The sequence below is a fragment of the Altererythrobacter sp. CAU 1644 genome, assembly GCF_029623755.1.
Taxonomy (GTDB): domain Bacteria; phylum Pseudomonadota; class Alphaproteobacteria; order Sphingomonadales; family Sphingomonadaceae; genus Erythrobacter; species Erythrobacter arenosus.
The window spans coordinates 1515611-1539711 of sequence record NZ_CP121106.1 but is presented as its reverse complement, the minus strand read 5'-3'; the positions used below and the strand labels follow the sequence as shown (position 1 = coordinate 1539711).

Sequence of the window (24101 nt, the reverse complement as noted above, 5' to 3'; positions counted from 1 at the left end):
GGTCCAAGTCGCGGGCCGCCCCTCCCCCGGGGGCGGCCCTTTTCATTGGGCATCCACCTTCAACCCCTCACGATCGGCAATCGCTCCGGCAAAGGCCCAGCCGCCGAACGTCTCGGACACGGCTGCCGTCAGCACATTCTCACCTTGCCTGAGGTCGAGCATGACGGCGTCCTTGAAACCGACAGTGCCGAGAAAGAAGTGGTCGCGCACGCGCCAGCCGGCATCACCTTCGAACACGAGTTCGCCGTTGAGGAACAGGCGAACGCGGTCGGAATAGCCGAAATTCAGTCGTACCCGCCTGGCCCGGCTTGCATTGATCCGGGTCGATACGAGTACCGTATCCGCCCCGTCGTCGGGCGCAGCGGCGCGCGACAAGTCGGCAATCCCAAAGCTTTCGACCGCGACCGTGGCGATCTGGGGGAGGCTCGCCACCGCGCGCGGAAGAGCGAGCTGGCCCAACACCAGCGCCTCGTCGAACGGTTGCGAGACCGCCCAGCTTCCGATCACCCCATCCGGAGGTGTCTCGACCGCCGCGGGCTGGCCGATAATCGCCTCGCCCGGCGCCAGCGGCCGTATCGCCAGATTGGCAATGTCGATCCTGCCGCCAGGGCCGGACGAACGAAATGCGATCCCCCCGGTTCCGCGGTCGCTTGCCAGATCGGGCACATGGATGACCGGGGCAGTGCTGCCGTTGAAATAGAAGTCGGCCTTGTCGCCCGCGACCACGATCCTGACCCTGTTCCAGCCTTCATGGGTGTAGGCGAAGGGGGCGATCGCATTGGCATCGGTGAAGATCTGCCACGAGGTCAGCCCGCCGCGCACCGGCGTGTATTGGCCGGCATCGGGTTCGCCCGACTTGTGCTGGCGGAGATAGAAATATTCCGAATCCTGGCCATCGTCCGAGACGTGCCAGTTCACACCGCCGAAACCGAATTGATCGGCAAAGCTGATGTCGAATTCGATGACGCCTTCCGCAAATTCGGCATCTGCGAGCATGACCGCGGCACGGCTGACCGTGAGGACCTCGCGTCCGTCGCGCTGTGCAACGGAAACGCCGTCGGCATTGGCGAGAACCTTCAACTCGTAACCGCCGAAGCTGGGCGGATTGTCTTGCGCGGCCAGTGGCATGGCGAGGCTCGCCAGCACGAACGTGAGAGGGAAGATGGCGGGAGCTTTGGGCATCGATACCTCCGGAAAATCGGTGATTTCCGGCAGGGAAGCCGAGCGCAGCGCTCAAGGATTGAACGAAACGGCCATGCCACGCCTTTGGGCGTGGAATTCGCGCGGGCTCTCGCCCAGGATCGCGCGGCATTCGCGGATCAGATGCGCCTGATCGGAGAACCGGTTGCCCGCCGCAATCCCGGCCCAATCGGGCCGGTCGTACCGCTCTGCTTCGAGCAGTGCCGCCGTCAGTCTTAAACGCCGCGCCCAACCGCGAGGCGACAACCCGAACCGTTCGACGAAACCGCGCCGCAGGTGACGCGGGCTGATATCGGCGCGGTCGGCCAGTTCGCCCGGCGTGATCCGCCCTTCGGCAGACCGCGACAGCGCCGCCGCATAGCCGAGCCGGTCGATCTCGGCATCTGCGCCCTGCCGGGCGGTCACTTCGAGCATGCACTTCCAGGCGGAGACAAAGTCGTCCGCGTCGGCCAATTTCCTGACGTCACCGAACAGGTGCAGGAGGTGTGCGGGAACTTCCCGATCGTTTTCATGCAGTTCTGCCGCTCGTAGGCCAAGCGCAGATTCCATCCATTCCGGGGCGAGCCTCAGACCGTAGATCTCCTCGCCCGGTTCGGGACAATAGTGCCCGCCATCCGGGCGAACGCAGGTGATGTCGAACCGATAGCCGGTCGTCAGCCCGTTGCGATCAAACCTTCGCCTTATCGCCAGCGAGGGTTCGCTGTGCGGCAGGAGGCGATGCGCTTCGGGTCGGCCGTGATCGACCCGGCTGTGCCAGGCCAGATCGACCATGCTGGAACCCTGATGCTGGAGCCTCCATGCCCGATAGGAGCCCGTCCGGTGATCGGGCGCGGTGCCAGTGATTTGCAGGGCTGGTTCCATCGCCGCTAACCTAGCCCGCAATCGCCCTTGCGAAACTTCGGTTCTGCAGGCGACAAAGCGAGTCCGACACGCGGCATTCTCCTTGACTCGTCCGTACAAGCCGTTATTGGCGCGCCCCGACTGCTTTTGCGGTCATCCGTCCGAGACAGTTGCTGGCCAGGATCTGCCTGACCTTAATTTGCAGCCTAGACGGGGAAAAGAGATTTCGCGGGTCGCCAAATTTGGCGCTCGCTCGCATGCTCCTTTCGGCGCATGCACCCCTCCTTCCCTTTGTCGACGGACCTAGCCCGTGTCGGAGCATTCGCTGCGGCATGGACAATGTGAGCCGGCCATGCGGGAGCCATCCCGGATGGTCATAGTGAAGGAGTATGGCATGGATCGTTCGCAGAAAGCCGATGCGGTCGCCCAGCTCAACGAAGTCTTCAACGAGGTCGGCGTGGTGGTTGTCACCCGTAACCTCGGCCTGTCGGTCGCCCAGTCGACCGAACTGCGCTCGAAGATGCGTGAAGCCGGTGCGTCCTACAAGGTTGCGAAGAACCGTCTCGCCAAGCTCGCCCTGAAGGACACCGATTACGTCGGGCTCGAGGAATTCCTCAACGGCCCGACCGCGCTGGCCTGGTCGGAAGACCCGGTCGCGGCTGCCAAGGCCGCTGTCGATTTCGCCAAGTCGAACGACAAGCTGGAAATCGTCGGTGGCTCGATGGGCACGCAGGTGCTCGACGAAGCAGGGGTCAAGGCACTCGCCTCGATGCCCAGCCTCGACGAACTGCGTGGCAAGATCGTGGGTCTCATCAACGCCCCGGCAACCAAGGTTGCCCAGGTCGTCAATGCCCCGGCTGCCAAGCTTGCCCGCGTCTTTGGTGCCTATGGCACCAAGGAAGCTGCGTAAGACGAGGTTTTCGCAAACGCGATTTTTTCCGGGATCGACCCCGCAGGGGCATCCCAGCCGAATATTTTGGAGTGAAACATCATGGCCGATATCGCCAAGCTTGTTGAAGAACTGTCGAAGCTGACCGTCCTGGAAGCCGCTGAGCTTGCCAAGGCGCTCGAAGAAGAGTGGGGCGTTAGCGCCGCTGCTGCTGTTGCCGTTGCTGGCCCCGCCGCTGGTGGTGCCGATGGTGGCGCCGCTGCCGAAGAAAAGGACGAATTCGACGTCGTCCTGACCGGCGACGGTGGCAAGAAGATCCAGGTGATCAAGGAAGTCCGCGCCATCACCGGCCTGGGCCTCACCGAAGCCAAGGCTCTTGTCGAAGGCGCGCCGAAGCCCCTCAAGGAAGGCGTCAACAAGGCAGAAGCCGAAGAAATCAAGGGCAAGATCGAAGCAGCCGGCGGCACCGTCGAACTCAAGTAAGAGTTCGCGTCGCAACGACGCTTCGAACCCATTGGTTCAGGAGAGGGCGGTACCTGCGGGTGCCGCCCTTTTTCTATGCGTCGAGAACGGCCCCGCCTTGACGCAGTAGACGCCGCGCCCGCGCCGGAGGGATCGCCAGTTGCCGCGAGAACTCGCGGGTGAAATGGGACTGGTCGGCGTATCCGAGGCTATAGGCGACTTCTGCCACCGGCAGCCGGCGCCCAGCCAATAGGTGCCACGCCCGCGTAAGCCGGTATGCGCGCGCATACTCGCCGACACTGCACCCGTACCGTGCGCGAAAGCTGCGCGCGAGGTGAGAGGGGTGCACCGCCGCGATCGCCGCAAGCTCCGACAGGCTGGCCCGATCTCCCGGCGCGCAGGTGATGCGATCGCACACCCGATCGAGCCACGGCGCCCGCCCCTCATCGGCGGAGCAATCCGGCTCGCACATCAGGCCGAGAAACTCCGCACCGAGTGCCTCGATCGAGAGGTCGTCGTCGCTCGCCCGGTTGGCGGCAAACAGGCGAAGCAGCGCGAAGGAGGCGCGGTCGTCGAGCGTCTGTGAAGCGGGCGAACGCGGATGATAATCGCGCAGGCAAGCCAGTCGGCGATCGTCCACCTCGACGCAGAGAAAACGCGCGCCGCCCGCCGCGATCGAATCCTCGTGATCGAAGCCACCCTCGTGCCAGACGGCGCGGCCGGGTTCGAATTCCGCCACCGTATTCCCGAAGCGCGATTGATAACGGCCGGTCAGCAGCACGCTGACGAATGCTGATGTGTGCGCGTGACGCGGCACGTCACAACCGGCCCGATGATGCACCTCGGCGATTTGCAACCCGTCGAGGCTGCGCCTGTATTCGGGTTCACCGAAGAACTGCGTACCAGCATGTGGCTCGCGACAGTGGGTGCAATGTGCCTCGGGCATGGGGGGAGGCTGCGTGACTATGCCCGATCAAGTCAAACGCCGATGCACCGATCGTTCAAGATTTTCTACCAACGACTGGACTAGCCCTCCCAATTCGGCACCGGGAGGACACCAAAGATGCGAATGTTGGTCGTTGCAGCGTGGATGCTGGGCCTGGTCTGTGGGGCGCCCGCCTACGCCGAGGGGAATGACAGCGAGGCGATCATTGCCGATCTGGCCGAGGCCTATGGCGGGCCAGAGCGGCTCGAAGCAATCGCCGAGGTCGAGATCGACTGGGTCGGATATTTCCACGCGAGGTTCCAGAGCCGCCATACGGAGCCGCCATACGATCGCATCCCCACCCGCAACTTCTATTATCTCGACTACCGGTCGCGGCGCGGGGTCGAGGACAGTATCAGCGCCTGGGCCGGCGATCTGTCGATGGGGAACCGGTACATCTACACCGCCGACCGGGCGATCTCCCTCAACACGATCGAGAAAACCTACACGCCGGGCGGCATGGCCGAGATGCACGGGTTCGATAGCGCCGTTAACGCGGTTCGCGTCCGGCAAGGATGGGCGTGGGTGCGCGACCTGCTGCTCAACCCTCGCGCAGACCTCGTCCGTTCTGGAGAGCGCGAGCTGCGCGGCATCCGATACGACACGATCCAGTATGCCGATGGGCAGGTCACCATCTACCTCCATCCGGAGACCGGGCTGATCCATGCGCTGGCCCAGACAGCTGCTCCCGGCATGATGGGGGTCGAGGACGACACCTTGCGCGTCTACGACCAGTACTTCCGGCGAGACGGGATCTGGGTCAATCGTCGCGCGCGTTACTATCGCAGCGGCACGGCAACCGGCGACTATCTGCTGGCCGCGATCGACTTCTCGCCCGAAGACAGTGCGCGCTATTTCGAGGTGCCCCAAGGCTTCACGTTGGCCGAGGATACGAGCGGATACGACGGGACGGGGTGGTCGATCCAGACGATCGAGATCGCAGACGGGGTCTGGCTGGCCGGGAACGGCGATACCCGCATCCTCTATGTCGATACCGGGGAATTCTGGGTAGCCACCGAAGCAGGGGGCATGCCGAACTATGCGCGGGAGGTCTACCAAGCGATGCAGCCTCACATGGCAGGAGAGCCGCTGCGCTATATCGTCCCGACGCATCACCACGACGATCATGCGATAGCGATCAAATTCTATACCACCATCGGCACGACCATTCTCACCACCCGAGACAAGGAAGGCGAACTCAGGCAACTGCTCGCGCGCACGGTCGATGGAATGGGGCCGCAACGCGAGGCAAGCTTCGCATTCATCGAGGACGAGGTGCTGACGCTCGACAGTGGCGGCACCACCTATCGGGCCCTGGTCTATGCCAATGCTCCCCATACCGAGAACATGGTCGTCGCCTATGTTCCCGCGGCGCGCGCCATCTTTCAGGCGGACATCTGGATCGGCTTCGGCGGTGAAGGGCCGCGGCAGGGCGCAGGTTACGCCATCCGTCATTTCGACGACTGGGTTCGCGGTCAGCAGCAGGCAGGGACGGTCGGCACCATCGAGAGATACCTCGCCGTGCATGGCAGCCCCATGTCCGCCGCACAGTATGCGCAGATGCTGGCACAGGATCGGACCGTCACTGCGCTACCCGGGAACGAGGAGTGGCTGCTCGAAAACTGGTTCGAACGCTATGGGCTGGCCAATGACACGGTCGGCAATGCCAAGCGGGACAGGGTGATCGGCGAACCTGCCTATCGCTAGGATGCGGGTCCGAAGATGCGACGGGATCAGCTACGCTGTCGGTTTCGTCCGCGAAACCTTCAGAGCTTTAGGTTCAGCCTTACGCCCATCATGTCGATGCCGGGGTTCTGTTCGGAATTGAACAGCTGTGCATGGCTGATGTGGACCCAACTCGCTTCGATCGTGACGCGCTCGGACAGATAGGTGCCGATTGCGATCTCGGGCTCGAACAGCACGCGGCTGCCAAGGTCCGTACGCCGGCCGGAATCGGGATCGATCCGAAAGCCCGGCCCGTCATGCACCACCAGGCCTACGCCGGGCCTGACATAGACCGGCCCGATGTGAAACTTCCGCCCGACACCGATGCCGGCAAAGCTCGTATCGCCCTCGCTATTGAGCGAGCCGATGAGATAGGGTTCGATCTTCCACGCCCCCTCGATCGGATGGAAGCGGTAGCCTAGCTGGAAATCGACCCCGCCCTCGTTGGTGGCAAAGGTCAGCGGTGTATCCACCTCATGCGCATAGATCCCCCCATAGACCTCGCCGGCTTGCGCGGCGCTCGCCAGCCCTAGGGCCGCGAGACACGCGGCGCTGAAAACCAGAATGCGGGCTCTTCCCATCGCGACCACTCCAAACGTCCCAAAGAACGACCGCCCTTCGCAGGGCTGCCATTGCTGCAAGATGAAGCCTGACCTTGTGTGCCCAGATCGCCGCACTCTCAAGGTGAAATTCCATTGCCACAAACCAAGGGTTTGAGCCTGCTGCGCGCTTTACCTATCCGGATCGGCTGGCCTCGACCGACGTCATGACCCAGGACCATGCCTTGAAGCCCCTGCCCCTGAGCAGCGATGGCTGGCGCGACGAATTCGTCGCCACCTTTCGGCTTGCCTGGCCGCTGGCGCTCGCCAACCTGTTGCAGATGCTGGTGCATGCGGTCGACGTGATCTTCGTCGCGCGGCTGGGCGAGGTCGAGCTTGCCGCATCGGCGCTCGGCATCTCGGTCTTCGGCTTGCTGATGTGGGCGTTCTCGGGCCTTACCGGTATCGTCGCCGCGCTAATCGCCGAAGAACTGGGGCGCAAGGCGCACGCCGTGCGGGAAGTGCGCCGGTCGGTGCGCATGGGCCTGTGGCTGGCGGTCCTGTCCGGCGCGGTCGGAATGGCGGTATGCTGGTACGGCGAGGAGATCATGCTCGCGACCGGGCAAACGCAGCAGCTCTCGGAGCGTGCGGGCGCCTTCATGCGCATCGTAATGTGGGCGATGATCCCGATGATCCTCGCCAGCGTGCTGCGGAACTTCGTCTCGGCGCTCGGCCGCCCGGTGTTCGCCACCGCCATTACCGCGCTGGCCCTGGGTGCCAGCATCCTGGGCAATTACGCGTTCGTGTTCGGCAATCTAGGCGCACCGGCGATGGGGCTTGAGGGCTCGGCGCTCGCCAGCGTCATCACCTCGCTGTTCGTGCTGGCCAGCTATCTCATCGCGATCAGCTGGGACCGGCGCCTGCGGCGCTACCGGGTTTTCGGCAATTGGTGGAAGCCCGAATGGTCGCGCTTCATGGACCTCCTTCGCCTGGGCAGCCCGATCATGATGATCATCATCGCTGAAGCCGGGCTGTTCAGCGGCGCGGCGTTCCTGATGGGACGGATCGGCGCGTCGGAGCTGGCGGGGCATACCGTGGCGCTACAGGTCGCAGCGCTCGCCTTCCAGATTCCCTTCGGCGTGGGACAGGCCGCGACGATCCGGGTCGGCTATCACTTCGGCGCGCGCAACACGGCGGCCATCGGGCGGGCCGGCTGGGTCGGCATCGCGATGGGCGGCAGCTTCATGTGCTTCACCGCTGCACTGATGATCCTCGCGCCCGAACTGCTGCTGCGCATCTATGTCGACCCGACGCTGGCCGCCAATGCGGCGATGGTCGGCTTCGCGATCCGCTACATGAAAGTCGCCGCGGCCTTCCAGCTGTTCGACGGGATCCAGGCGGTCGCCGCCGGCGCGCTGCGCGGTTTGCAGGATACGCGCGTGCCGATGCTGATCGCGATCTTCAGCTATTGGGTGCCAGGATTCGGAGTCGCTATCTGGCTCGGCTTCTATACGGCGTGGGAGGGTACCGGCGTGTGGATCGGGCTGGCGATCGGGCTGGTGTTCTCCGCGATCCTGCTCACCTGGCGCTGGACACGTCGCGAACGGCTCGGGCTGACCTGACCCGCTGCCGAACCAGCAGCGCCAGCTGCCCCGTCGCCAGAATCTTTTTTCTCCAAAAGCCCGTTGACTCACGGTCGGCGCATCCCCATTTGCGCCTCGCTGGCACTCTCGAGGGGAGAGTGCCAATTGACATTATCAACCCAATGAGAAAGGTCATCACCATGGCATTTCGTCCGCTGCACGACCGCGTACTGGTTCGTCGCATCGAAGCCGACCAGAAGACTGCCGGCGGCATCATCATTCCCGACAGCGCCCAGGAAAAGCCGAGCGAAGGCGAAGTCGTCGCGATCGGCGACGGCGCTCGTGACGACGACGGCGACCGCATCGCGCTCGACGTCAAGGTTGGCGACCGCGTGCTGTTCGGCAAGTGGTCGGGCACCGAAGTCAAGATCGACGGCGAAGACCTGCTGATCATGAAGGAGAGCGACATCATGGGGATCATCGGCTGATCGCCGGATCCTGACGCTTCCCAACAGACAAACCACATTCAGGAGAAACACCAATGGCTGCCAAGGACGTAAAGTTCGGCCGTGACGCGCGCGAAGGCATTCTGCGCGGCGTCGACACCCTCGCTAATGCCGTCAAGGTCACGCTCGGCCCCAAGGGCCGCAACGTCGTGATCGACAAGAGCTTCGGCGCTCCCCGCATCACCAAGGACGGCGTCACCGTCGCCAAGGAAATCGAACTCAAGGACAAGTTCGAGAACATGGGCGCGCAGATGCTGCGTGAAGTTGCCAGCAAGACCAACGACCTCGCCGGTGACGGCACCACCACCGCCACGGTGCTGGGCCAGGCCATCGTGCGCGAAGGCATGAAGTCGGTTGCGGCCGGCATGAACCCGATGGATCTCAAGCGCGGCATCGACCTCGCGGTCGACAAGGTCGTCGAGAACCTCAAGGGCCGTTCGAAGGACGTCGCCGGTTCGGCTGAAATCGCACAGGTCGGCATCATCTCGGCCAATGGCGACAAGGAAGTCGGCGAGAAGATCGCCGAAGCCATGGAAAAGGTCGGCAAGGAAGGCGTGATCACCGTGGAAGAGGCCAAGGGCCTCGAATTCGAACTCGATGTCGTCGAAGGCATGCAGTTCGACCGCGGCTACCTCTCGCCCTACTTCATCACCAACCCCGACAAGATGACGGTCGAACTCGAAAATCCGTACATCCTGATCCATGAGAAGAAGCTGTCGAACCTGCAGTCGATGCTGCCGGTGCTCGAAGCGGCTGTCCAGTCGGGCCGCCCGCTGCTGATCATCGCGGAAGACATCGAAGGCGAAGCGCTCGCGACCCTCGTCGTGAACAAGCTGCGCGGCGGCCTCAAGGTTGCTGCGGTCAAGGCCCCGGGCTTTGGCGACCGCCGCAAGGCCATGCTGCAGGACATCGCGATCCTCACCAAGGGCGAAATGGTCAGCGAAGATCTCGGCATCAAGCTCGAGAACGTCACGCTGGGCATGCTGGGCGAAGCCAAGCGCGTCACCATCGACAAGGACAACACCACCATCGTCGACGGTGCCGGTGATGCCGAAGACATCAAGGCGCGGGTCGGCGAGATCAAGACGCAGATGGAAGCGACCACCAGCGACTACGACCGCGAGAAGCTGCAGGAACGCCTGGCCAAGCTCGCTGGCGGCGTTGCCGTGATCAAGGTCGGCGGCGCTTCGGAAGTCGAAGTGAAGGAGCGTAAGGACCGTGTCGACGACGCGCTCCACGCGACCCGCGCTGCGGTCGAAGAAGGCATCGTCCCGGGCGGCGGTACCGCGCTGCTCTATGCCACCAAGGCCCTCGAAGGCTTGAAGGGCGCCAATGACGACCAGACCCGCGGTATCGACATCGTGCGCAAGGCGATCCTTTCGCCGATCCGCCAGATCGCCGAGAACGCCGGTCACGACGGTGCCGTGGTTTCGGGCAACCTCTTGCGCGAGGGCGACGAGACCCAGGGCTTCAACGCCGCCACCGACACTTACGAGAACCTCGTCGAAGCCGGCGTGATCGACCCGACCAAGGTCGTTCGCACCGCGCTGCAGGACGCGGCTTCGGTTGCCGGCCTCCTCATCACGACGGAAGCTGCGATCACCGAAAAGCCGGAAGACAAACCGGCCCCGGCAATGCCCGACATGGGCGGAATGGGCGGAATGGGCTTCTAAGAGCTCCTTCCGACTTACGGAACATAGCGAAGGCCCGGCGGAGCGATCCGCCGGGCTTTTTCTTTGCGTGAAGTCGGGCCCAAGCTTGGAGCGAAAGCGGCGTTCGTGCGTTGGATCCGGAGAGAAGGAGAAAAACGAATGAAACTGCCGCACAAGGCACATGTCGCCATGGTCGATGGCGAGAATTTCACCCTCTTCCGCAACACCGGCCAGGCCTTCGAGCCCAAGCTTTCGAAGGAAGAGCAACCCGAATTGAACCCGACCAACTTCAGCGCCGGGGTGCGCCATCAGGACGATGTCGGCAAGAAGCTCGGCCGGACCCAGCTCGACGAACTGGCCCACGGTGCCGCCGCCGCCGAATGGCTCAACAGCAAGGCGATCGCCGGCACGCTGGGCGATGTGCTGATCATCGCAGATCCCAAGACGCTGGGCGAAATGCGCCAGCACTATCACGTCGAGCTGAAGGAGCGGCTGGTTGGCGAGATCGCCAAGACGCTGACCGGCGAACCGCTGGCCAATATCGAAAAGGCCATCGCATCGGCCTAGTTGAATCACAATATTGCGAGCGACGATGAATCCCGTCGCTCGCAATGCACTTTTCATCGCATGCGAATGTAAATTTCTTGCTCGGAGGAATCGGCATCCGTTAATCTGCCAAAAACCAGACGCATGTTATTGGGGTCAGATGCGTAGCCGATTCAAGCAATTGAGCCTCGCAGCCTTTGCTGCCTTTGCCGCCACCGCGGCGCCTGCAATGGCGCAAACCGCGGACCTTGAAGCGGCGTTCGATCGTGCGCTAGGCACCGAGCTCCGCGCGCCGCAAACCTACGATGCCATCTACGATAGCTCGTTCGAGCGCCGCATTGCGCAGCTTGCCGACGGCGACCGCGGACGGATCGGGGTGGCCGCAGTCGACCTCGCCACGGGCGAGGAAGTGGCAGTGCTCGGCGACCAGTTCTTCCCGATGGCCTCCACCAGCAAGATCGCCGTGGCCGCCACCTTCCTCGAGATGGTCGAACAGGGCAAATATTCGCTCACCAGCGAATTCCCGCTCATGATTCCCGTCGCCTCGGCCAAGTTCTCGTCGAGCAAGGCACCAGTCCGCAAGGGCGAGTACATGCAGGCGATCGACCTGATCGAGATCATGATCACCCGCTCGAGCAATCCCGCGACCGACGCCCTGCTTGCGGCTGTCGGCGGTCCGGCCAAAGTCAATGACTGGGTGCGCCGCCAGGGGATCAAGGAATTCAGCATCGACCGCGACATCGCCACGCTCGTACGCGACGATGGCGAATACGATCCCGCCTCCTTCATCGACAAGCGCGATGCGGCAACGCCGCGGGCGATGGCGGAGATGCTCAAGGGTTTCTACCAGGGCAAATATCTGTCGGCCGAGGGTCGGCGCGTCTTGCTCGGCGCGATGAGCCGGACGCGAACTGGCAAGCGGCGCATCCCGGCCAACATGCCGATGGAAGCGCGTGTCAGCCACAAGACCGGCTCGCTCAACAACACGTCGAGCGACATCGGCATTATCGAGACCCCCGATGGCCGCGCGATCGCGGTGGCTATCTATGTGACGGGCCAGGGATCGCGCCTGGCGCGCGAGCAGCGCATCGCCCAGATCGCGCGTGCGCTTTATGACGGTTTCGAAGTGAGGGCCCGCACTCGCGGCCCCAATTGGACCAGCGCGACCTCAAGCGGCGGCTAGTCCGACCGGCCGGACAAGGGATCCGCACCGGCTACGCGAATCGCTTCGGGCATAGAAAAAGGGCGGCGCCTTGCGGCACCGCCCTCTAACCAAATCGAAAAATCGATCAGCCGAATTAGTCAGCCTGAGCTTCCGCTTCGGTTTCGCCTTCGACGGCAGCTTCTGCTTCAGCAGCAGCTTCGTCAGCAGCAGCGGCAACGTCGCCAGCAGCTTCAGCGGTTTCAGCGGTAGCTTCGTCAGCAACTGCTTCAGCGTCGGCCATTGCCGAGTCAGCGGTTGCTTCAGCAGCGTCTTCGGTCTGTTCCGAGCAAGCAGCCAGGCCGAGAGCCGAGGTTGCGATTGCGGCAGCAAGAACGATCTTACGCATAGGTCTATATTCCTTAGATCAGCGAGTGATAAGCACCTGACCTGCAAGGCAAATCTGGCGCAAAGCCAACCGAGTATCGGTGGGCTTCGAGTGGCTAAATAATGGCCAATTTGTGGCAACGCAAGCGGATTCGCCACAATTGGCCATCATTTCGCCTCATTTTACCTCGGTGAAAAAACGTCTCACCCGGTGCTTCTCGATGGCAAATACGCCGCGTGGAAAAGCCGCTTACCAGCGTGCCCGCGCGCTGCTAGCACAGCAGCCATGGCAGCGCAGCAGCATCTCTATCTCGTCGACGGTTCTTCCTATATTTTCAGGGCTTACCACCGACTTCCGCCGCTAACCGATCCAGAGGGCACCCCGGTCGGTGCGGTCTATGGCTACACCACCATGCTGTGGAAGCTCGCCGACGATCTCGACAAGGCCGACGGCCCGACTCATCTCGCGGTGATTCTCGACAAGGATTCGCAGAGTTTTCGCAACGAGATCTACCCCGAATACAAGGCGAATCGCCCGCCGCCGCCAGAAGACCTGGTGCCGCAATTCCCGCTGATTCGCGACGCGACTCGCGCCTTCAGCTTGCCCTGCATCGAGGAACAGGGGCTCGAGGCGGACGATCTCATCGCCTCCTACGCCCGCGCCGCACAGCGCGAGGGCTGGAACGTCACCATCGTCTCGTCCGACAAGGACCTGATGCAACTGGTCGGGGAGGTGGATGGCGCGCGGATCGACATGCTCGACACGATGAAGAGCCAGCGCATCTATATCGAGGAGGTCGAGGAGAAGTTCGGTGTGAAGCCCGAACTTGTAGGCGATGTCCTGGCGCTGATGGGCGACAGCGTCGACAATATTCCCGGCATTTTCGGGATCGGACCCAAGACAGCCAGCAAGCTGATCGCCGAACATGGCTCGCTCACGGCGGCGCTCGACGCGGCCGAGGACATGAAAAAGTCCAAACTCAAGGAACGCCTCCTCGAGAATCGCGCCGACGCGGAAATGAGCCGTGTGCTGGTCGAGCTCAAGGAGGATTGCGACCTTCCCGAGCCGCTGGAAGACTTCAAGCTCGACGGCGTCCCGCCCGAACCGCTCTCGGCTTTCCTTGAGAAGCATGGTTTCACTTCCCTGCTACGGCGGCTCGATGCTGGCAGGGGCAGCCCCGACCGTCCCAACAACCTCCATCCCGAGAAGGCGACGACCAAGGGCGATGCCGGAACTGCGGAGGGCAATCGCCAGCCGCTGCCCGAAATGGAGGCGGTCGATCGCAGCAAGTACGAGACGGTGCAGACGCTGGAGCGCCTCGAGGCCTGGGTGGCGCGTGCGCTGGCCGCGCAGGTGGTGGCGGTCGATACCGAGACCAACTCGCTCGACGCGATGCGGGCCGACCTGGTCGGCGTCAGCCTGGCGCTCGGGCCCAATGATGCCTGCTATATCCCGCTCGGCCACGGCAGCAGCGACATGTTCGCCGAGAAGCCGACGCAGGTGCCACTAGAAGAGGCGCTCGCCGCGCTGAGGCCGCTGCTGGAAGCCGACGAGGTGGTAAAGGTCTTTCAGAACGGGAAATACGACCTCAACGTGCTCGCGCGCTACGACATCACGGTCGGCCCGATCGAGGACACGATGATCATCAGCTTCGACCTCGACGCAGGCCGCGGGCAGGACGGCATCGGCGGCGGGCACGGGATGGACGAGCTGTCCGAACGCCATCTCGGCCACACGCCAATCCCGTTCAAGGAGGTCTGCGGCACCGGCAAGAAACAGATCCCGTTCGGCGAAGTGCCGCTCGACAAGGCGACCGCCTACGCCGCAGAAGACGCCGATGTGACCTGGCGGCTCTACCAGCATCTCAAGCCGCGCCTCGCGATCGAGGGCGGCACCAGGATCTACGAGCGGGTCGACCGTCCGCTGATCCCGGTCGTCGCCCAGATGGAACGCCACGGGATCAAGGTCGACCGGGCGCACCTCTCTCGCCTGTCCGAGGAATTCGCCAAGGAGACCGGGCGGCTCGAGAAGGAAATCCACGAGCTTGCCGGCGAGGAATTCACCGTCGGTAGCCCAAAGCAGCTCGGCGATATCCTGTTCGACAAGCTCGGCCACAAGGGCGGCAAGAAGGGCAAAAGCGGGCAGTATTCGACCGACCAGAGCGTGCTCGAACGGCTGGCAGGAGAAGGCGCGCCGATCGCCAACAAGGTGCTCGAATGGCGCCAGCTGGCAAAGCTCAAATCGACCTATACCGATGCCCTGCAAGAGGCGATCAACCCCGATACCGGGCGGGTCCACACCAGCTATTCGCTGGTCGGTGCGCAGACCGGACGCCTGTCCTCGACCGATCCCAACCTCCAGAACATCCCGATCCGCACCGCCATCGGGCGGCAGATCCGCGAAGCCTTCGTGCCCGATGCAGGCAATGTCCTGCTCGCGGCCGACTATTCGCAGATCGAGTTGAGGCTTGCCGCGCACATGGCTGATGTCGAGACCCTCAAGGAAGCCTTTGCCAATGGCGAAGACATTCACGCGCGCACCGCGACCGAGATGTTCGGCGAAGTGACCCGCGACACCCGCGCCCGCGCCAAGACGATCAACTTCGCCATACTCTACGGCATTTCCCGCTGGGGCCTCGCTGGTCGGCTCGAGGTCGAGCCCGACGAGGCCCAGGCGATGATCGACACCTATTTCCAGCGCTTTCCCGGCATCCAGCGCTACATCATGGAGACGCTCGAGACGGTGCGCGAGCGCGGCTATTCGGAGACGCTGTTCGGGCGCAAGACCTGGTTTCCGCGGATCAATTCGAAGAACCAGGCCGAACGCCAGGGCTCCGAGCGCGCCGCGATCAACGCCCCGATCCAGGGCACCAGCGCCGACATCATCAAGCGTGCAATGGCGCGGATGATGCCCGCACTGCGCGAGGCCGGTCTCGGCCATGTGCGCATGCTGCTGCAGGTGCATGACGAGCTGGTGTTCGAGTTGCCCGAAGGCGATGTCGCGGCGGCCAGCCCGATCATCGAGCGGGTCATGGCCGAAGCGGCCGCCCCCGCCGTCACGCTGTCGGTGCCGCTGGGTGTCGAGATCGGCACCGGCAAGAGCTGGGATGCCGCCCATTGAAGTTACTTGTCCGCGACTTGCGCCTCGTCTAGCGACCGCCGGTGCCTGACCGAACGATCCTCGGCCTTAAAAGGTCGCGCCAGCACCGCAATTGGCGGAATCTGGCGCTATTGACCCTGATCGCCATCTCGCTGCTGGGTGCGTTCTACCTGATCTTCACGACTATCGAGGCCGAGCGGGCCGAGCGCGAGCAGGTCCGCATGACCAACCAGATCCTGCTCGAGCTGCGCAATATCCAGCGCGCCGCGCTGCGGGCGGAAACCGGCCAGCGCGGCTATCTCATCACGCTCGACCGCAAATATCTCGACCCCTACCGCCAAGGCAGCGCCGAGATGCGGCCCGCGATCGATCGGCTGCAGCGCTTGCTCGCGCCGGTCGCGACCGAGCGACAGTCCCAGTTGATGGCGACAATCGAGAAACAGGCCGAGGCGAAGCTGGCCGAGCTCGAGGGCACGGTCGAACTGCTCGAGGACGGCGAACTGCTCGAAGCCCGCCGACAGGTGCTTTCCGACGAAGGCCAGGAGGCGATGGCCGCGCTCAAGGCATCGATCGGCGAGATGGAGAATATCGAGCAGGTTATCCTGGAAGACCAGGCCCAGGCCACCGCCGCGGCCGAGGCCAGGCTTTTCCCCTTGCTCGGCCTGCTGCTTTTCCTGGTGCTGGTGTTCATCATCTTCAGTGTCCGGCTGGTGGCACGCACCGCCAGCGCCGAAGCAGAAGCCGCGCAGGCCAGTGCGCTGGCCGAAGCGCATGATCGCGCCGACCTGCTGGCCAAGGAACTCAACCACCGGGTCAAGAACCTCTTCGCGGTGATCCTTGCGATCGTGCAGATGAGCGGACGCGACAAGCCGGAAGCAAAGCCCGTGGTCGACAGCATAGCCACGCGCATCCGCGCCCTGCTCACTGCGCACGAGGTGACGCAGGGTGCGCTCGACCGGCCGGTCGCCTCGATCCACGCGCTGGTCGAGACTACCCTGTCGCCCTATCGGTCGAACAGCCAGCCCGCCGAGGTCTCCGGCCCCGAATTCCTGCTCCCGGCCAAGAGCGTCACGCCGCTCGGCCTCGTGCTCCACGAACTGACCACCAATGCGGTGAAATACGGCGCGTGGGCCAATGGCGGGACCGTGATCGTCACCTGGCAGGTCGAGGGTGCTGCGATCACTATCGAGTGGCGCGAGACCGGCGTTGACGATTGCCCCGAACCCGACCGGGAAGGCTTTGGCTCGATGCTGATGACGAGCGCTTCGCGGCAACTCGGCGGGTCGATCGAGCGCAGATTCGGCCCCGGCGGTTGCACGGTCACCATCACGATACCTGTCGAGGTCGCAAGCGACGAGCTTGAATCCCCTCGCCAAGCCCCATAGGTCGGGCGGGATGCTGGAGCGTTACAATCCTCTCAACTGGTCGATCGACTGGGAAACGGTAATGGTTGGCGGAGCAGCGGTCGCCGTCGCGATCGTGCTCGCCTGGATCGTCTATCGCGTCGTCTTCTCGATCGTCGAGCGCCTCACCAAGCTGTCGGAGACCGAGATCGACGAGATGATCGTCGACCGGGTCCGGCGACCGGTCAAATGGTCCTTCATCGCACTCGGCGTAACGCTCGTCGCGCAATCCATGCCCGAGCTCGAGCGGGTGTGGGAACCGCTGGCCGGTTTCCTGCGTCCGGCACTGCTCGGCTGGATCGCCTATACGCTGGTCAAGGCGTTCACCGCGGCGCTGGAATTCCGGCTCGAGATATCGGACGACCCCGTCGCCGTGCGCAGCCGCCGCACGCGCATCGCGGTCCTGTCACGCACCGCCACGATCGCGATTATCGTGATCACCGTCGGCCTGATGCTGCTCGATGTGCCAGGCGTCCGCGATATTGGGACCACGCTGCTGGCATCGGCGGGCCTCGCCGCACTGGCGGTGGGCGCTGCGGCGCAGCCCGCGCTCAAATCGCTTATCGCCGGTCTGCAGGTGGCCTTTACCGAGCCGCTCCGCATCGGCGACCTCGTCAAGGTGGATGGCCATGTCGGGCGAGTGGAAGAAGTGCGGATGAGCTTCATCACCGTGCGCACCTGGGACGAGCGCGTCCTCGTCGTCCCCACCACCCGATTCCTCGACGACAGTTTCGAGAACTGGTCACGCAAGAGCGAGAGGCTGACCGGCCCGGTGTTCCTGCATCTAGACCCTGCGACCGAGATCGCGCCGATCCGTACCGAATTCGAGCGCTACCTCGACGAGCACAAGCTGTTCGACGGGCGCAACAAGGCGCTGCTGATGACCGAGACCTATCCCGAGAGCATCGAACTGCGCCTGTCGATGAGCGCGGCGTCGATCTCAGACCTATGGGCACTGCGCTGCGATGTGCGCGAGCACATGATCAGCTGGCTGCAGGCCGAGATGCCCGATGCGCTCATCCGCCACCGCCTAGAAGTGCCGCACGGACACCCCAAAGCGGGCGAGCCCTAGGGTACTCGCTGCGGGCTACTCGATCCCGCTGTCTCCGGGCTCGCTGTGCTTGCGGTTGCGGGTCGGCTCGACCATCCCTTCGTGAATGAAGCCGATCGGATTGACCTCCGCCGCACGCTTCTTCAGTTCGCCGCGCATCTTCTTGTACTCGGCTTCCATCTGACTGGTCACCGTGGCGCGCGAATCCTCGAGCGCGGCATCGAAGTCTTCCTTGGCGACTTCCTTCACCTCACCACCCACGCGGCGCAGTGCATTGAGGCCGGCACGGCGCACCACGTCCTCGAGATCGGCGCCGGTGAAGCGCTCGGTCTTCGCGGCAATCGCGCCCAGGTCGACGCCCTTGGCGAGCGGCATGCCCTCGGTGTGAATCTCTAAGATGTGCTTGCGGCCCTCCTTGTCGGGCGTTCCGACATAGACCAGTTCATCGAAGCGGCCGGGGCGTAGGAGCGCGGGATCGACCAGCGCCGGGCGATTGGTTGCGCCGATGACGACCACCGACTGCAATTCCTCGAGACCGTCCATCTCGGCAAGGATGGTGTTGACCACCCGTCCGGTCACCTGCGGTTCGCCCTGGCCCGACCCGCGCGCTGGCACGAGGCTGTCGATTTCGTCGATGAAGATTACGCAGGGCGCAACGGCACGCGCGCGCTGAAACATCTTGGCGATCTGTTGCTCGCTTTCGCCGTACCATTTCGACAGCAGATCGCTCGACTTCATCGAAATGAAATTGGCTTCGGCTTCCTTGGCAACCGCCTTGGCCAGCAGCGTCTTGCCGGTCCCCGGCGGACCATAGAGCAGGAAGCCCTTGGCCGGGCGAATGCCCAGCCGCATGAACGCATCGGGGTTCTTGAGCGGCAGCTCGATCCCTTCCTTGAGCTTGTCGATCGCATCGCCGACGCCGCCGATATCGTCCCACGACACGCGCGGCACCTGCACCATGACTTCGCGCATGGCCGAAGGCTGGATGCGCTTGAGCGCCGAGAGGAAATCCTCGCGCGTGACACACAGTTCCTCGAGCACTTCTGGCGGAATCGTCCGCTCGTCGAGATCGAGCTTGGGCATGATCCGGCGCACCGCTTCGATCGCCGCCTCGCGCGACAGGGCCGCGATATCGGCCCCGACGAAGCCGTGAGTCACGCGGGCAAGCTCGTCGAGATTGACCTTGTCGCCCAGCGGCATGCCGCGGGTGTGGATGCTGAGGATCTCGCGCCGACCCTTCTCGTCGGGCACGCCGATCACGATCTCGCGGTCGAAGCGACCGGGTCGACGCAGCGCCTCGTCGATCGCATCGGGGCGGTTGGTGGCCGCGATGACGACCAGGTTCGCCCGCGCTTCCAGACCGTCCATCAGCGTCAGCAATTGCGCGACCAGGCGCTTCTCGGCCTCGCCGGGGACGCGGTCGCGCTTGGGCGCGATCGAATCGATCTCGTCGATGAAGATGATCGCGGGCGCCGACTTGCTCGCCTGTTCGAACACTTCGCGCAGCGCCTTCTCGCTGTCGCCATAGCCCGATCCCATGATCTCGGGGCCGTTGATGGTGAAGAACTCGGCGTCGCTTTCGTTGGCCACGGCCTGCGCCAGCCGGGTCTTGCCGGTTCCGGGCGGGCCGTGCAGCAGCACGCCCTTGGGCGGATCGACGCCCAGGCGGGTGAACAGCTCGGGATAGCGCAGCGGCAGCTCGACCATTTCGCGCAACTGCTGGATGGTGTCGCCCATTCCGCCGACGTCGTCGTAATTGACCACGGCGCGGGCATCGCGCGGTTCCTCGAACTCGGCCCGCAGTTCGACCTCGGTATTCTCGTCGATATGGACGATGCCCTTGGGCGTGGTCGAGACGACGGAGAGGCGGATCTGGGTGAGCGCATAGGCGGGGGTGCGCAGCAACTGACGCACGTCTGGCGGCATGTTCTGCACCGGTTGCTGCCCGGTGGTGGCGACGAGGTCGCCTGCCACGAGCGGCTTGCCGAAGAAATTGCGCTTGAGCGCCTGGCCCGGCCCCTGCAGCCGCATCTCGCGCTGGGCGGGGGCGAAGACGACCCGTGTCGCCGGGCGCGATTCGGCGCGGGCGATCTTCACATGCTCGCCCGAACCGACTTCAGCATTGCCGCGCTGCAGACCGTCGAGACGGACGACGTCGAGCGCTTCGTCCTCGCTATAGGCTGCCATCGCAATCGCGGCCGTCGAGCGCTTGCCTGTGACTTCGACCACGTCACCCTCGGTGATACCCAGCGCCTGGAACGCCGAACGCGGCATGCGAGCGATACCCTGCCCCGATTCTTCCTGCCGGGCCGCTGCTACCTGGAGCCGAACGGTTTTTTCGTCGGTCTTGTCCTTCGTCGCGGCATCCGCATCGGCCATGAGGCAATTCTCCCGTCGCAATAATCCACTTGGTCGCGCCTCCAAGCTAGGGAGCCGCGTCACTATTGCAAATGAGCGAACTGCCGAAGTGTGCCCTTGCCGGAGAAAATACCTAGTGTGAGCGGCTGGAAAAGGCCCCGCTGGCGAACCGATCGGCGACCAAAAGAAAAAGCCCGGTCGCAAGCGACCGGGCTGGGAAGTTTTGGGAGAGGATGCCTGAAAGGCCCGTCCTATGTGCAGTGCAGCACGCGATTCCGCAAGTGCGAAAAGATCACGGTTCGTTGCAAGGAACGCAACTCAACGCGTGCAAGTGTCGGGCCGCAAAGCAAGGGGTGACACGCGCCTTGCTCCGTCCTAACAGGCGATGCCGTAACGGAGGTCCGATGAACAAGCTTTATCCCGATGCCACCGCTGCCCTCGACGGGCTGCTGAAGGACGACATGCTGATCGCCGCGGGAGGCTTCGGCCTGTGCGGCATCCCCGAGCGCTTGCTCGACGCGATCCGCGACAGCGGGGTGAAGGGCCTGACCTTCGCCAGCAACAACGCCGGGATCGACAATGAAGGCATCGGCAAGCTGCTGCGTACGCGCCAGGTCAGGAAGATGATCAGTTCCTATGTCGGCGAGAACAAGGAATTCGAGCGGCAATACCTTTCGGGCGAGCTCGAGGTGGAGTTCTGCCCGCAGGGTACCCTGGCCGAGCGTATGCGCGCCGGCGGTGCGGGCATTCCCGGCTTCTACACCAAGACCGGCGTCGGCACCCAGGTGGCCGAAGGCAAGGAAGTGAAGAGCTTCAACGGCGAAGACTACATCCTCGAGCACGGCATCTTCGCCGACCTGTCGATCGTCAAGGCGTGGAAAGCGGACGAGACCGGCAACGTGATGTTCCGCAAGACCGCCCGCAATTTCAACCAGCCTGCCGCGACCTGCGGCAAGGTCTGCGTGGTCGAAGTCGAGGAAGTGGTGCCGATCGGCAGCCTCGACCCAGACTGCATCCACCTGCCGGGCGTCTTCGTAAATCGCATGATTGTGGGCGCGCCCTACGACAAGAAGATCGAGTTCCGCACCACCCGGGAAAGGGCAAACGCATGATCTTTGGCAAGAAGGGCGGGATGCCCGGCGAAATCGATGTCGCCAGTTTCGACTTCCTCAAGGGCTCGACCGAGTTCGCGCGCCTCTGGCACGGCGAAAGCGATGGCCTTGTCGCAATCATCGAGCCGCGCGGAATTGGCGCCGATCCGGCGATTTTCGGAATGGCCATGGTCGACACGATCCGCCACGGCGCCAAGGCCTATGCCCATGCGGTCGGGATCAGCGAGGAAGACGCGATCGAACGTATCTGGGCAGGCTTCGATGCCGAGCGCGACAATCCAACCGATACACCGCGCGAGATCGATCCGGAAACGGGCAAGATTCTCTGATGCTGCGCTGGCGGCCCCGGCTGCTGTGCTCGATCCCACTGGCGGGTGCGGCGCTGATGCTGCAGGGCTGTCTCGCGGCTGCAATCCCGGTCCTCGCGGGCAGCGCACTGGCGACCAAGGACGTCATCGAGGATGGCTTCGCCGGCAGCGAGAAACAGCCAGACAAGAGCGTCGAGGTCGCGCGGGGCACGCCTGCACCCAATGTCGCACCGGCCAACCCACCGAAGATGCCGACCGAGGTGATTTCCTCCGAGGGCCAGCGCGCGACCATTCTCGACCTGACCGAGCTTCCCGCACCCGATGGGACCACAGCGGGGTCCTCCGCCGATCTTGGCAGAACGAGTTTCGCCAGCTTTGCCCAATATGCCATGCAAGCGGCGATGCCCGCCGATGGCGAGAGCGCAAACCCTTCGGCAATGCTGAGCAATCCCGGCGCGCTCGACGGCAAGAGGATCGCATGTGCCGGCAAGCCTGCCGCCGTCCTGATCGACCTCGATCCCGAAGGCGGTCGGCTCGCATCGGCCGGCATGTTTCGCGCCGAGCCGCGCCTTGCAATCCTACTCGATTCCCTGCGGCGCCAGGACATCACGATCGGCTGGATTTCGGGCCGCTTCGCCGACGATGCCAGCGTGATCCGCACGGCGCTGGCGCAGAGCCTGCTCGATCCGCTTGGCGAAGATACGCTGCTGCTGATGCGTTACGCCGACGACCGCAAGCAGACGCGGCGCCGCGAGTTCGCCGAGGACTATTGCGTCCTCGCAATCGCAGGCGATCACCGCAGCGATTTCGACGAGCTTTTCCGCTACCTCAAGAATCCTGACCAGGCCGTGGCGCTCGAGCCGATATTCGGCAATGGCTGGTTTCTCACCCCCTCACCGCTGATACAGGAATAGGACACGATCGATGTCGGACGAAAAACACGGCTGGACCCGCGACGAAATGGCCGCGCGCGCCGCGCAGGAGCTGGAGGACGGCTATTACGTCAACCTCGGCATCGGCATCCCGACGCTGGTCGCCAACCACATTCCCGAGGGCATGCATGTCACGCTGCAGAGCGAGAACGGCATGCTCGGCATCGGCCCCTTCCCCTATGACGACGAGGTCGATCCCGACCTGATCAACGCCGGCAAGCAGACCATCAGCGAACTTCCGCACAGCGCCTATTTCGACAGCGCCACCAGCTTCGCAATGATCCGCGGCGGGCATATCGACCTGACCGTGCTCGGCGCGATGGAAGTGGCCGAGAATGGCGACATCGCCAACTGGATGATCCCGGGCAAGATGATCAAGGGCATGGGCGGCGCGATGGACCTCGTCGCGGGCGTCAAGAAGATCATCGTGGTGATGGACCATGCCAGCAAGGCGGGTGACCCCAAGTTCATTCCCGAATGCACGCTGCCGCTGACCGGCACCAATGTGGTCGACATGGTGATCACCAACCTCGGCGTGTTCCATCGCAAGGATCATGACAGCCCTTTCCGCCTGATCGAGCTGGCGCCGGGCGTGACCGAGGAAGAAATCGCCTCGATGACCACGGCCAATTACGAGGTCGCGCTCTAACCGCATGAAATTTGGCGGGACTCGGCGAGGTGTGACACACTCGCCCGATGGGTATCGCATCAGCCTTCCGCGCTCGCTTCCTCGACGTCCTCGCGTCGATCTACATCTATAACGAGCATCGCGGGTACACTTCGCTCGATCGCGTGCTCGAGGCGGTGCGCGCGCGCTGTGCCGACAACCCGAGCTTTATCGCCGAGGTCGAGAAGCACCGCGCCGACGAGGAGAAGCACTATCGCATGTTCAAGCGGTGGTTCGAAGTCCAGGGCAAGATGCCGCTGAAGGTCGACCGCACCTGCGGGCATATCGACCATTTTATCGAAAGCGTGTTCGGTTGTACGATCGATGATCTCGATACCGACGCCATCATCGCCGATGGCGACGAATTCGAAAAACTGTGCCGCGTCATCATGATCACCGAACAGCGCGGGATGGACCAGGTCGAGGTGTTGCTGAAGAACCCGCACATCCTCTCCGACCGCGGCATGACCAGTATCTTCAAGGTGGTCGAGCGTGACGAGCCAAGCCACTGGATGCCCTATGACGCTTGGCTGCGCGCCAATGGCCGCCGCCCCAAGCCGCGCTGGCGCGAGCTGTGGACCGACTACTGGATCCACAAGTCGCTCATGTTGGCCAAGCTGCCCGCGGTGTTCCTCGACCGGCGCAGCCCGCGGCTGACCGCATGGCCCGACGAGGATCCGACGGTCTACGCGACCTAGGCGCTTGACCTTGCTTC

At 63.8% G+C, this 24101-nt stretch carries 22 protein-coding genes; 16 read left to right on the top strand and 6 right to left on the bottom strand.

Translation table 11 applies throughout. The annotated features are described in order from the left end of the window. Positions 1-42 precede the first annotated feature (42 nt). Together P7228_RS07620 and P7228_RS07615 are read right to left on the bottom strand one after the other, a co-directional pair. Positions 43-1182 (bottom strand): hypothetical protein, encoded by a 1140-nt coding sequence (locus P7228_RS07620; RefSeq protein WP_278017610.1) that lies wholly within the window; start codon positions 1180-1182, stop codon positions 43-45. Between the two features lie 51 nt (positions 1183-1233). Further along, on the bottom strand, positions 1234-1971 hold the full coding sequence (locus tag P7228_RS07615; RefSeq protein ID WP_278017609.1) for a helix-turn-helix transcriptional regulator: 738 nt from the start codon (positions 1969-1971) through the stop codon (positions 1234-1236). A 463-nt stretch (positions 1972-2434) separates the two neighbouring features. Between P7228_RS07615 and rplJ the strand changes: the two genes are divergently transcribed. Continuing rightward, positions 2435-2950: a 50S ribosomal protein L10 gene (rplJ, locus tag P7228_RS07610; protein WP_278017608.1), complete on the top strand. Its 516-nt coding sequence runs from the start codon at positions 2435-2437 to the stop codon at positions 2948-2950. An 81-nt stretch (positions 2951-3031) separates the two neighbouring features. Continuing rightward, positions 3032-3412: a 50S ribosomal protein L7/L12 gene (rplL, locus tag P7228_RS07605; protein WP_278017607.1), complete on the top strand. Its 381-nt coding sequence runs from the start codon at positions 3032-3034 to the stop codon at positions 3410-3412. Between the two features lie 73 nt (positions 3413-3485). Here the strand turns inward: rplL and P7228_RS07600 are convergent, their stop codons facing one another. Beyond that, positions 3486-4337, bottom strand: a complete 852-nt coding sequence (locus P7228_RS07600) for a helix-turn-helix domain-containing protein (RefSeq protein WP_278017606.1) — start codon at positions 4335-4337, stop codon at positions 3486-3488. Positions 4338-4454: 117 nt separating this feature from the next. Here P7228_RS07600 and P7228_RS07595 point away from each other — a divergent pair, with 117 nt between their 5' ends. Next, on the top strand, positions 4455-6083 hold the full coding sequence (locus P7228_RS07595) for an MBL fold metallo-hydrolase (RefSeq protein WP_278017605.1): 1629 nt from the start codon (positions 4455-4457) through the stop codon (positions 6081-6083). 59 nt (positions 6084-6142) lie between these two features. Here P7228_RS07595 and P7228_RS07590 read toward each other — a convergent pair whose 3' ends face one another. Beyond that, positions 6143-6682 carry an acyloxyacyl hydrolase gene (locus tag P7228_RS07590; RefSeq protein WP_278017604.1) on the bottom strand — a complete coding sequence of 180 codons (540 nt, stop codon included), beginning with the start codon at positions 6680-6682 and terminating at the stop codon, positions 6143-6145. Between the two features lie 185 nt (positions 6683-6867). Between P7228_RS07590 and P7228_RS07585 the strand changes: the two genes are divergently transcribed. The 5 genes from P7228_RS07585 (at position 6868) to P7228_RS07565 (ending at position 12110) form a co-directional block, all read left to right on the top strand. Then, the gene (locus tag P7228_RS07585; RefSeq protein WP_278017603.1) at positions 6868-8262 is read left to right on the top strand and encodes an MATE family efflux transporter; all 1395 of its coding nucleotides are present in this window, start codon (positions 6868-6870) and stop codon (positions 8260-8262) included. Between the two features lie 161 nt (positions 8263-8423). Then, the gene (gene groES / locus P7228_RS07580; protein ID WP_278017729.1) at positions 8424-8711 is read left to right on the top strand and encodes a co-chaperone GroES; all 288 of its coding nucleotides are present in this window, start codon (positions 8424-8426) and stop codon (positions 8709-8711) included. Positions 8712-8764: 53 nt separating this feature from the next. After that, positions 8765-10402 (top strand): chaperonin GroEL, encoded by a 1638-nt coding sequence (gene groL / locus P7228_RS07575; RefSeq protein ID WP_278017602.1) that lies wholly within the window; start codon positions 8765-8767, stop codon positions 10400-10402. A gap of 138 nt (positions 10403-10540) precedes the next feature. After that, the gene (locus P7228_RS07570) at positions 10541-10948 is read left to right on the top strand and encodes a baeRF12 domain-containing protein (protein ID WP_278017601.1); all 408 of its coding nucleotides are present in this window, start codon (positions 10541-10543) and stop codon (positions 10946-10948) included. 139 nt (positions 10949-11087) lie between these two features. After that, complete coding sequence (locus tag P7228_RS07565; RefSeq protein WP_278017600.1) at positions 11088-12110, top strand: serine hydrolase; 1023 nt, start codon at positions 11088-11090, stop codon at positions 12108-12110. Positions 12111-12225: 115 nt separating this feature from the next. Here the strand turns inward: P7228_RS07565 and P7228_RS07560 are convergent, their stop codons facing one another. Continuing rightward, positions 12226-12477 carry a hypothetical protein gene (locus P7228_RS07560; RefSeq protein WP_278017599.1) on the bottom strand — a complete coding sequence of 84 codons (252 nt, stop codon included), beginning with the start codon at positions 12475-12477 and terminating at the stop codon, positions 12226-12228. A 264-nt stretch (positions 12478-12741) separates the two neighbouring features. Here P7228_RS07560 and polA point away from each other — a divergent pair, with 264 nt between their 5' ends. The 3 genes from polA (at position 12742) to P7228_RS07545 (ending at position 18030) form a co-directional block, all read left to right on the top strand. Beyond that, positions 12742-15576, top strand: a complete 2835-nt coding sequence (gene polA, locus P7228_RS07555) for a DNA polymerase I (RefSeq protein WP_278017598.1) — start codon at positions 12742-12744, stop codon at positions 15574-15576. 110 nt (positions 15577-15686) lie between these two features. Then, the gene (locus P7228_RS07550; RefSeq protein WP_278017597.1) at positions 15687-16940 is read left to right on the top strand and encodes a sensor histidine kinase; all 1254 of its coding nucleotides are present in this window, start codon (positions 15687-15689) and stop codon (positions 16938-16940) included. After that, positions 16915-18030, top strand: coding sequence for a mechanosensitive ion channel family protein (locus P7228_RS07545; protein WP_278017596.1), 1116 nt, complete (start codon positions 16915-16917; stop codon positions 18028-18030). The genes P7228_RS07550 and P7228_RS07545 overlap by 26 nt, the downstream gene beginning before the upstream one ends. 15 nt (positions 18031-18045) lie before the next feature. Here P7228_RS07545 and P7228_RS07540 read toward each other — a convergent pair whose 3' ends face one another. Next, entirely contained in the window at positions 18046-20388 is a 2343-nt protein-coding gene (locus P7228_RS07540; RefSeq protein ID WP_278017595.1) for a CDC48 family AAA ATPase, read from the bottom strand. A 383-nt stretch (positions 20389-20771) separates the two neighbouring features. On the opposite strand from P7228_RS07540, the gene P7228_RS07535 reads away from it, so the two are divergent. The 5 genes from P7228_RS07535 to P7228_RS07515 are packed head-to-tail and all read left to right on the top strand — an operon-like array spanning position 20772 to position 24084. After that, a complete protein-coding gene (locus tag P7228_RS07535) occupies positions 20772-21479 on the top strand; it encodes a CoA transferase subunit A (RefSeq protein WP_278017594.1) in 708 nt (235 codons plus the stop codon). Next, a complete protein-coding gene (locus tag P7228_RS07530; RefSeq protein WP_278017593.1) occupies positions 21476-21808 on the top strand; it encodes a DUF5076 domain-containing protein in 333 nt (110 codons plus the stop codon). The genes P7228_RS07535 and P7228_RS07530 overlap by 4 nt, the downstream gene beginning before the upstream one ends. Continuing rightward, positions 21808-22701: a hypothetical protein gene (locus P7228_RS07525; RefSeq protein ID WP_278017592.1), complete on the top strand. Its 894-nt coding sequence runs from the start codon at positions 21808-21810 to the stop codon at positions 22699-22701. The genes P7228_RS07530 and P7228_RS07525 overlap by 1 nt, the downstream gene beginning before the upstream one ends. 10 nt (positions 22702-22711) lie before the next feature. Then, complete coding sequence (locus tag P7228_RS07520; protein ID WP_278017591.1) at positions 22712-23368, top strand: CoA transferase subunit B; 657 nt, start codon at positions 22712-22714, stop codon at positions 23366-23368. 47 nt (positions 23369-23415) lie between these two features. Further along, positions 23416-24084 (top strand): ferritin-like domain-containing protein, encoded by a 669-nt coding sequence (locus P7228_RS07515; protein WP_278017590.1) that lies wholly within the window; start codon positions 23416-23418, stop codon positions 24082-24084. Positions 24085-24101 lie beyond the last annotated feature (17 nt).

Coding starts and splice junctions, on each gene's coding strand:
- P7228_RS07620 (WP_278017610.1), bottom strand. CDS start 1,182: ATGCCCAAAGCTCCCGCCATCTTCCCTCTCACGTTCGTGCTGGCGAGC.
- P7228_RS07615 (WP_278017609.1), bottom strand. CDS start 1,971: ATGGTCGATCTGGCCTGGCACAGCCGGGTCGATCACGGCCGACCCGAA.
- rplJ (WP_278017608.1), top strand. CDS start 2,435: ATGGATCGTTCGCAGAAAGCCGATGCGGTCGCCCAGCTCAACGAAGTC.
- rplL (WP_278017607.1), top strand. CDS start 3,032: ATGGCCGATATCGCCAAGCTTGTTGAAGAACTGTCGAAGCTGACCGTC.
- P7228_RS07600 (WP_278017606.1), bottom strand. CDS start 4,337: ATGCCCGAGGCACATTGCACCCACTGTCGCGAGCCACATGCTGGTACG.
- P7228_RS07595 (WP_278017605.1), top strand. CDS start 4,455: ATGCGAATGTTGGTCGTTGCAGCGTGGATGCTGGGCCTGGTCTGTGGG.
- P7228_RS07590 (WP_278017604.1), bottom strand. CDS start 6,682: ATGGGAAGAGCCCGCATTCTGGTTTTCAGCGCCGCGTGTCTCGCGGCC.
- P7228_RS07585 (WP_278017603.1), top strand. CDS start 6,868: ATGACCCAGGACCATGCCTTGAAGCCCCTGCCCCTGAGCAGCGATGGC.
- groES (WP_278017729.1), top strand. CDS start 8,424: ATGGCATTTCGTCCGCTGCACGACCGCGTACTGGTTCGTCGCATCGAA.
- groL (WP_278017602.1), top strand. CDS start 8,765: ATGGCTGCCAAGGACGTAAAGTTCGGCCGTGACGCGCGCGAAGGCATT.
- P7228_RS07570 (WP_278017601.1), top strand. CDS start 10,541: ATGAAACTGCCGCACAAGGCACATGTCGCCATGGTCGATGGCGAGAAT.
- P7228_RS07565 (WP_278017600.1), top strand. CDS start 11,088: ATGCGTAGCCGATTCAAGCAATTGAGCCTCGCAGCCTTTGCTGCCTTT.
- P7228_RS07560 (WP_278017599.1), bottom strand. CDS start 12,477: ATGCGTAAGATCGTTCTTGCTGCCGCAATCGCAACCTCGGCTCTCGGC.
- polA (WP_278017598.1), top strand. CDS start 12,742: ATGGCAGCGCAGCAGCATCTCTATCTCGTCGACGGTTCTTCCTATATT.
- P7228_RS07540 (WP_278017595.1), bottom strand. CDS start 20,388: ATGGCCGATGCGGATGCCGCGACGAAGGACAAGACCGACGAAAAAACC.
- P7228_RS07535 (WP_278017594.1), top strand. CDS start 20,772: ATGAACAAGCTTTATCCCGATGCCACCGCTGCCCTCGACGGGCTGCTG.
- P7228_RS07530 (WP_278017593.1), top strand. CDS start 21,476: ATGATCTTTGGCAAGAAGGGCGGGATGCCCGGCGAAATCGATGTCGCC.
- P7228_RS07525 (WP_278017592.1), top strand. CDS start 21,808: ATGCTGCGCTGGCGGCCCCGGCTGCTGTGCTCGATCCCACTGGCGGGT.
- P7228_RS07520 (WP_278017591.1), top strand. CDS start 22,712: ATGTCGGACGAAAAACACGGCTGGACCCGCGACGAAATGGCCGCGCGC.
- P7228_RS07515 (WP_278017590.1), top strand. CDS start 23,416: ATGGGTATCGCATCAGCCTTCCGCGCTCGCTTCCTCGACGTCCTCGCG.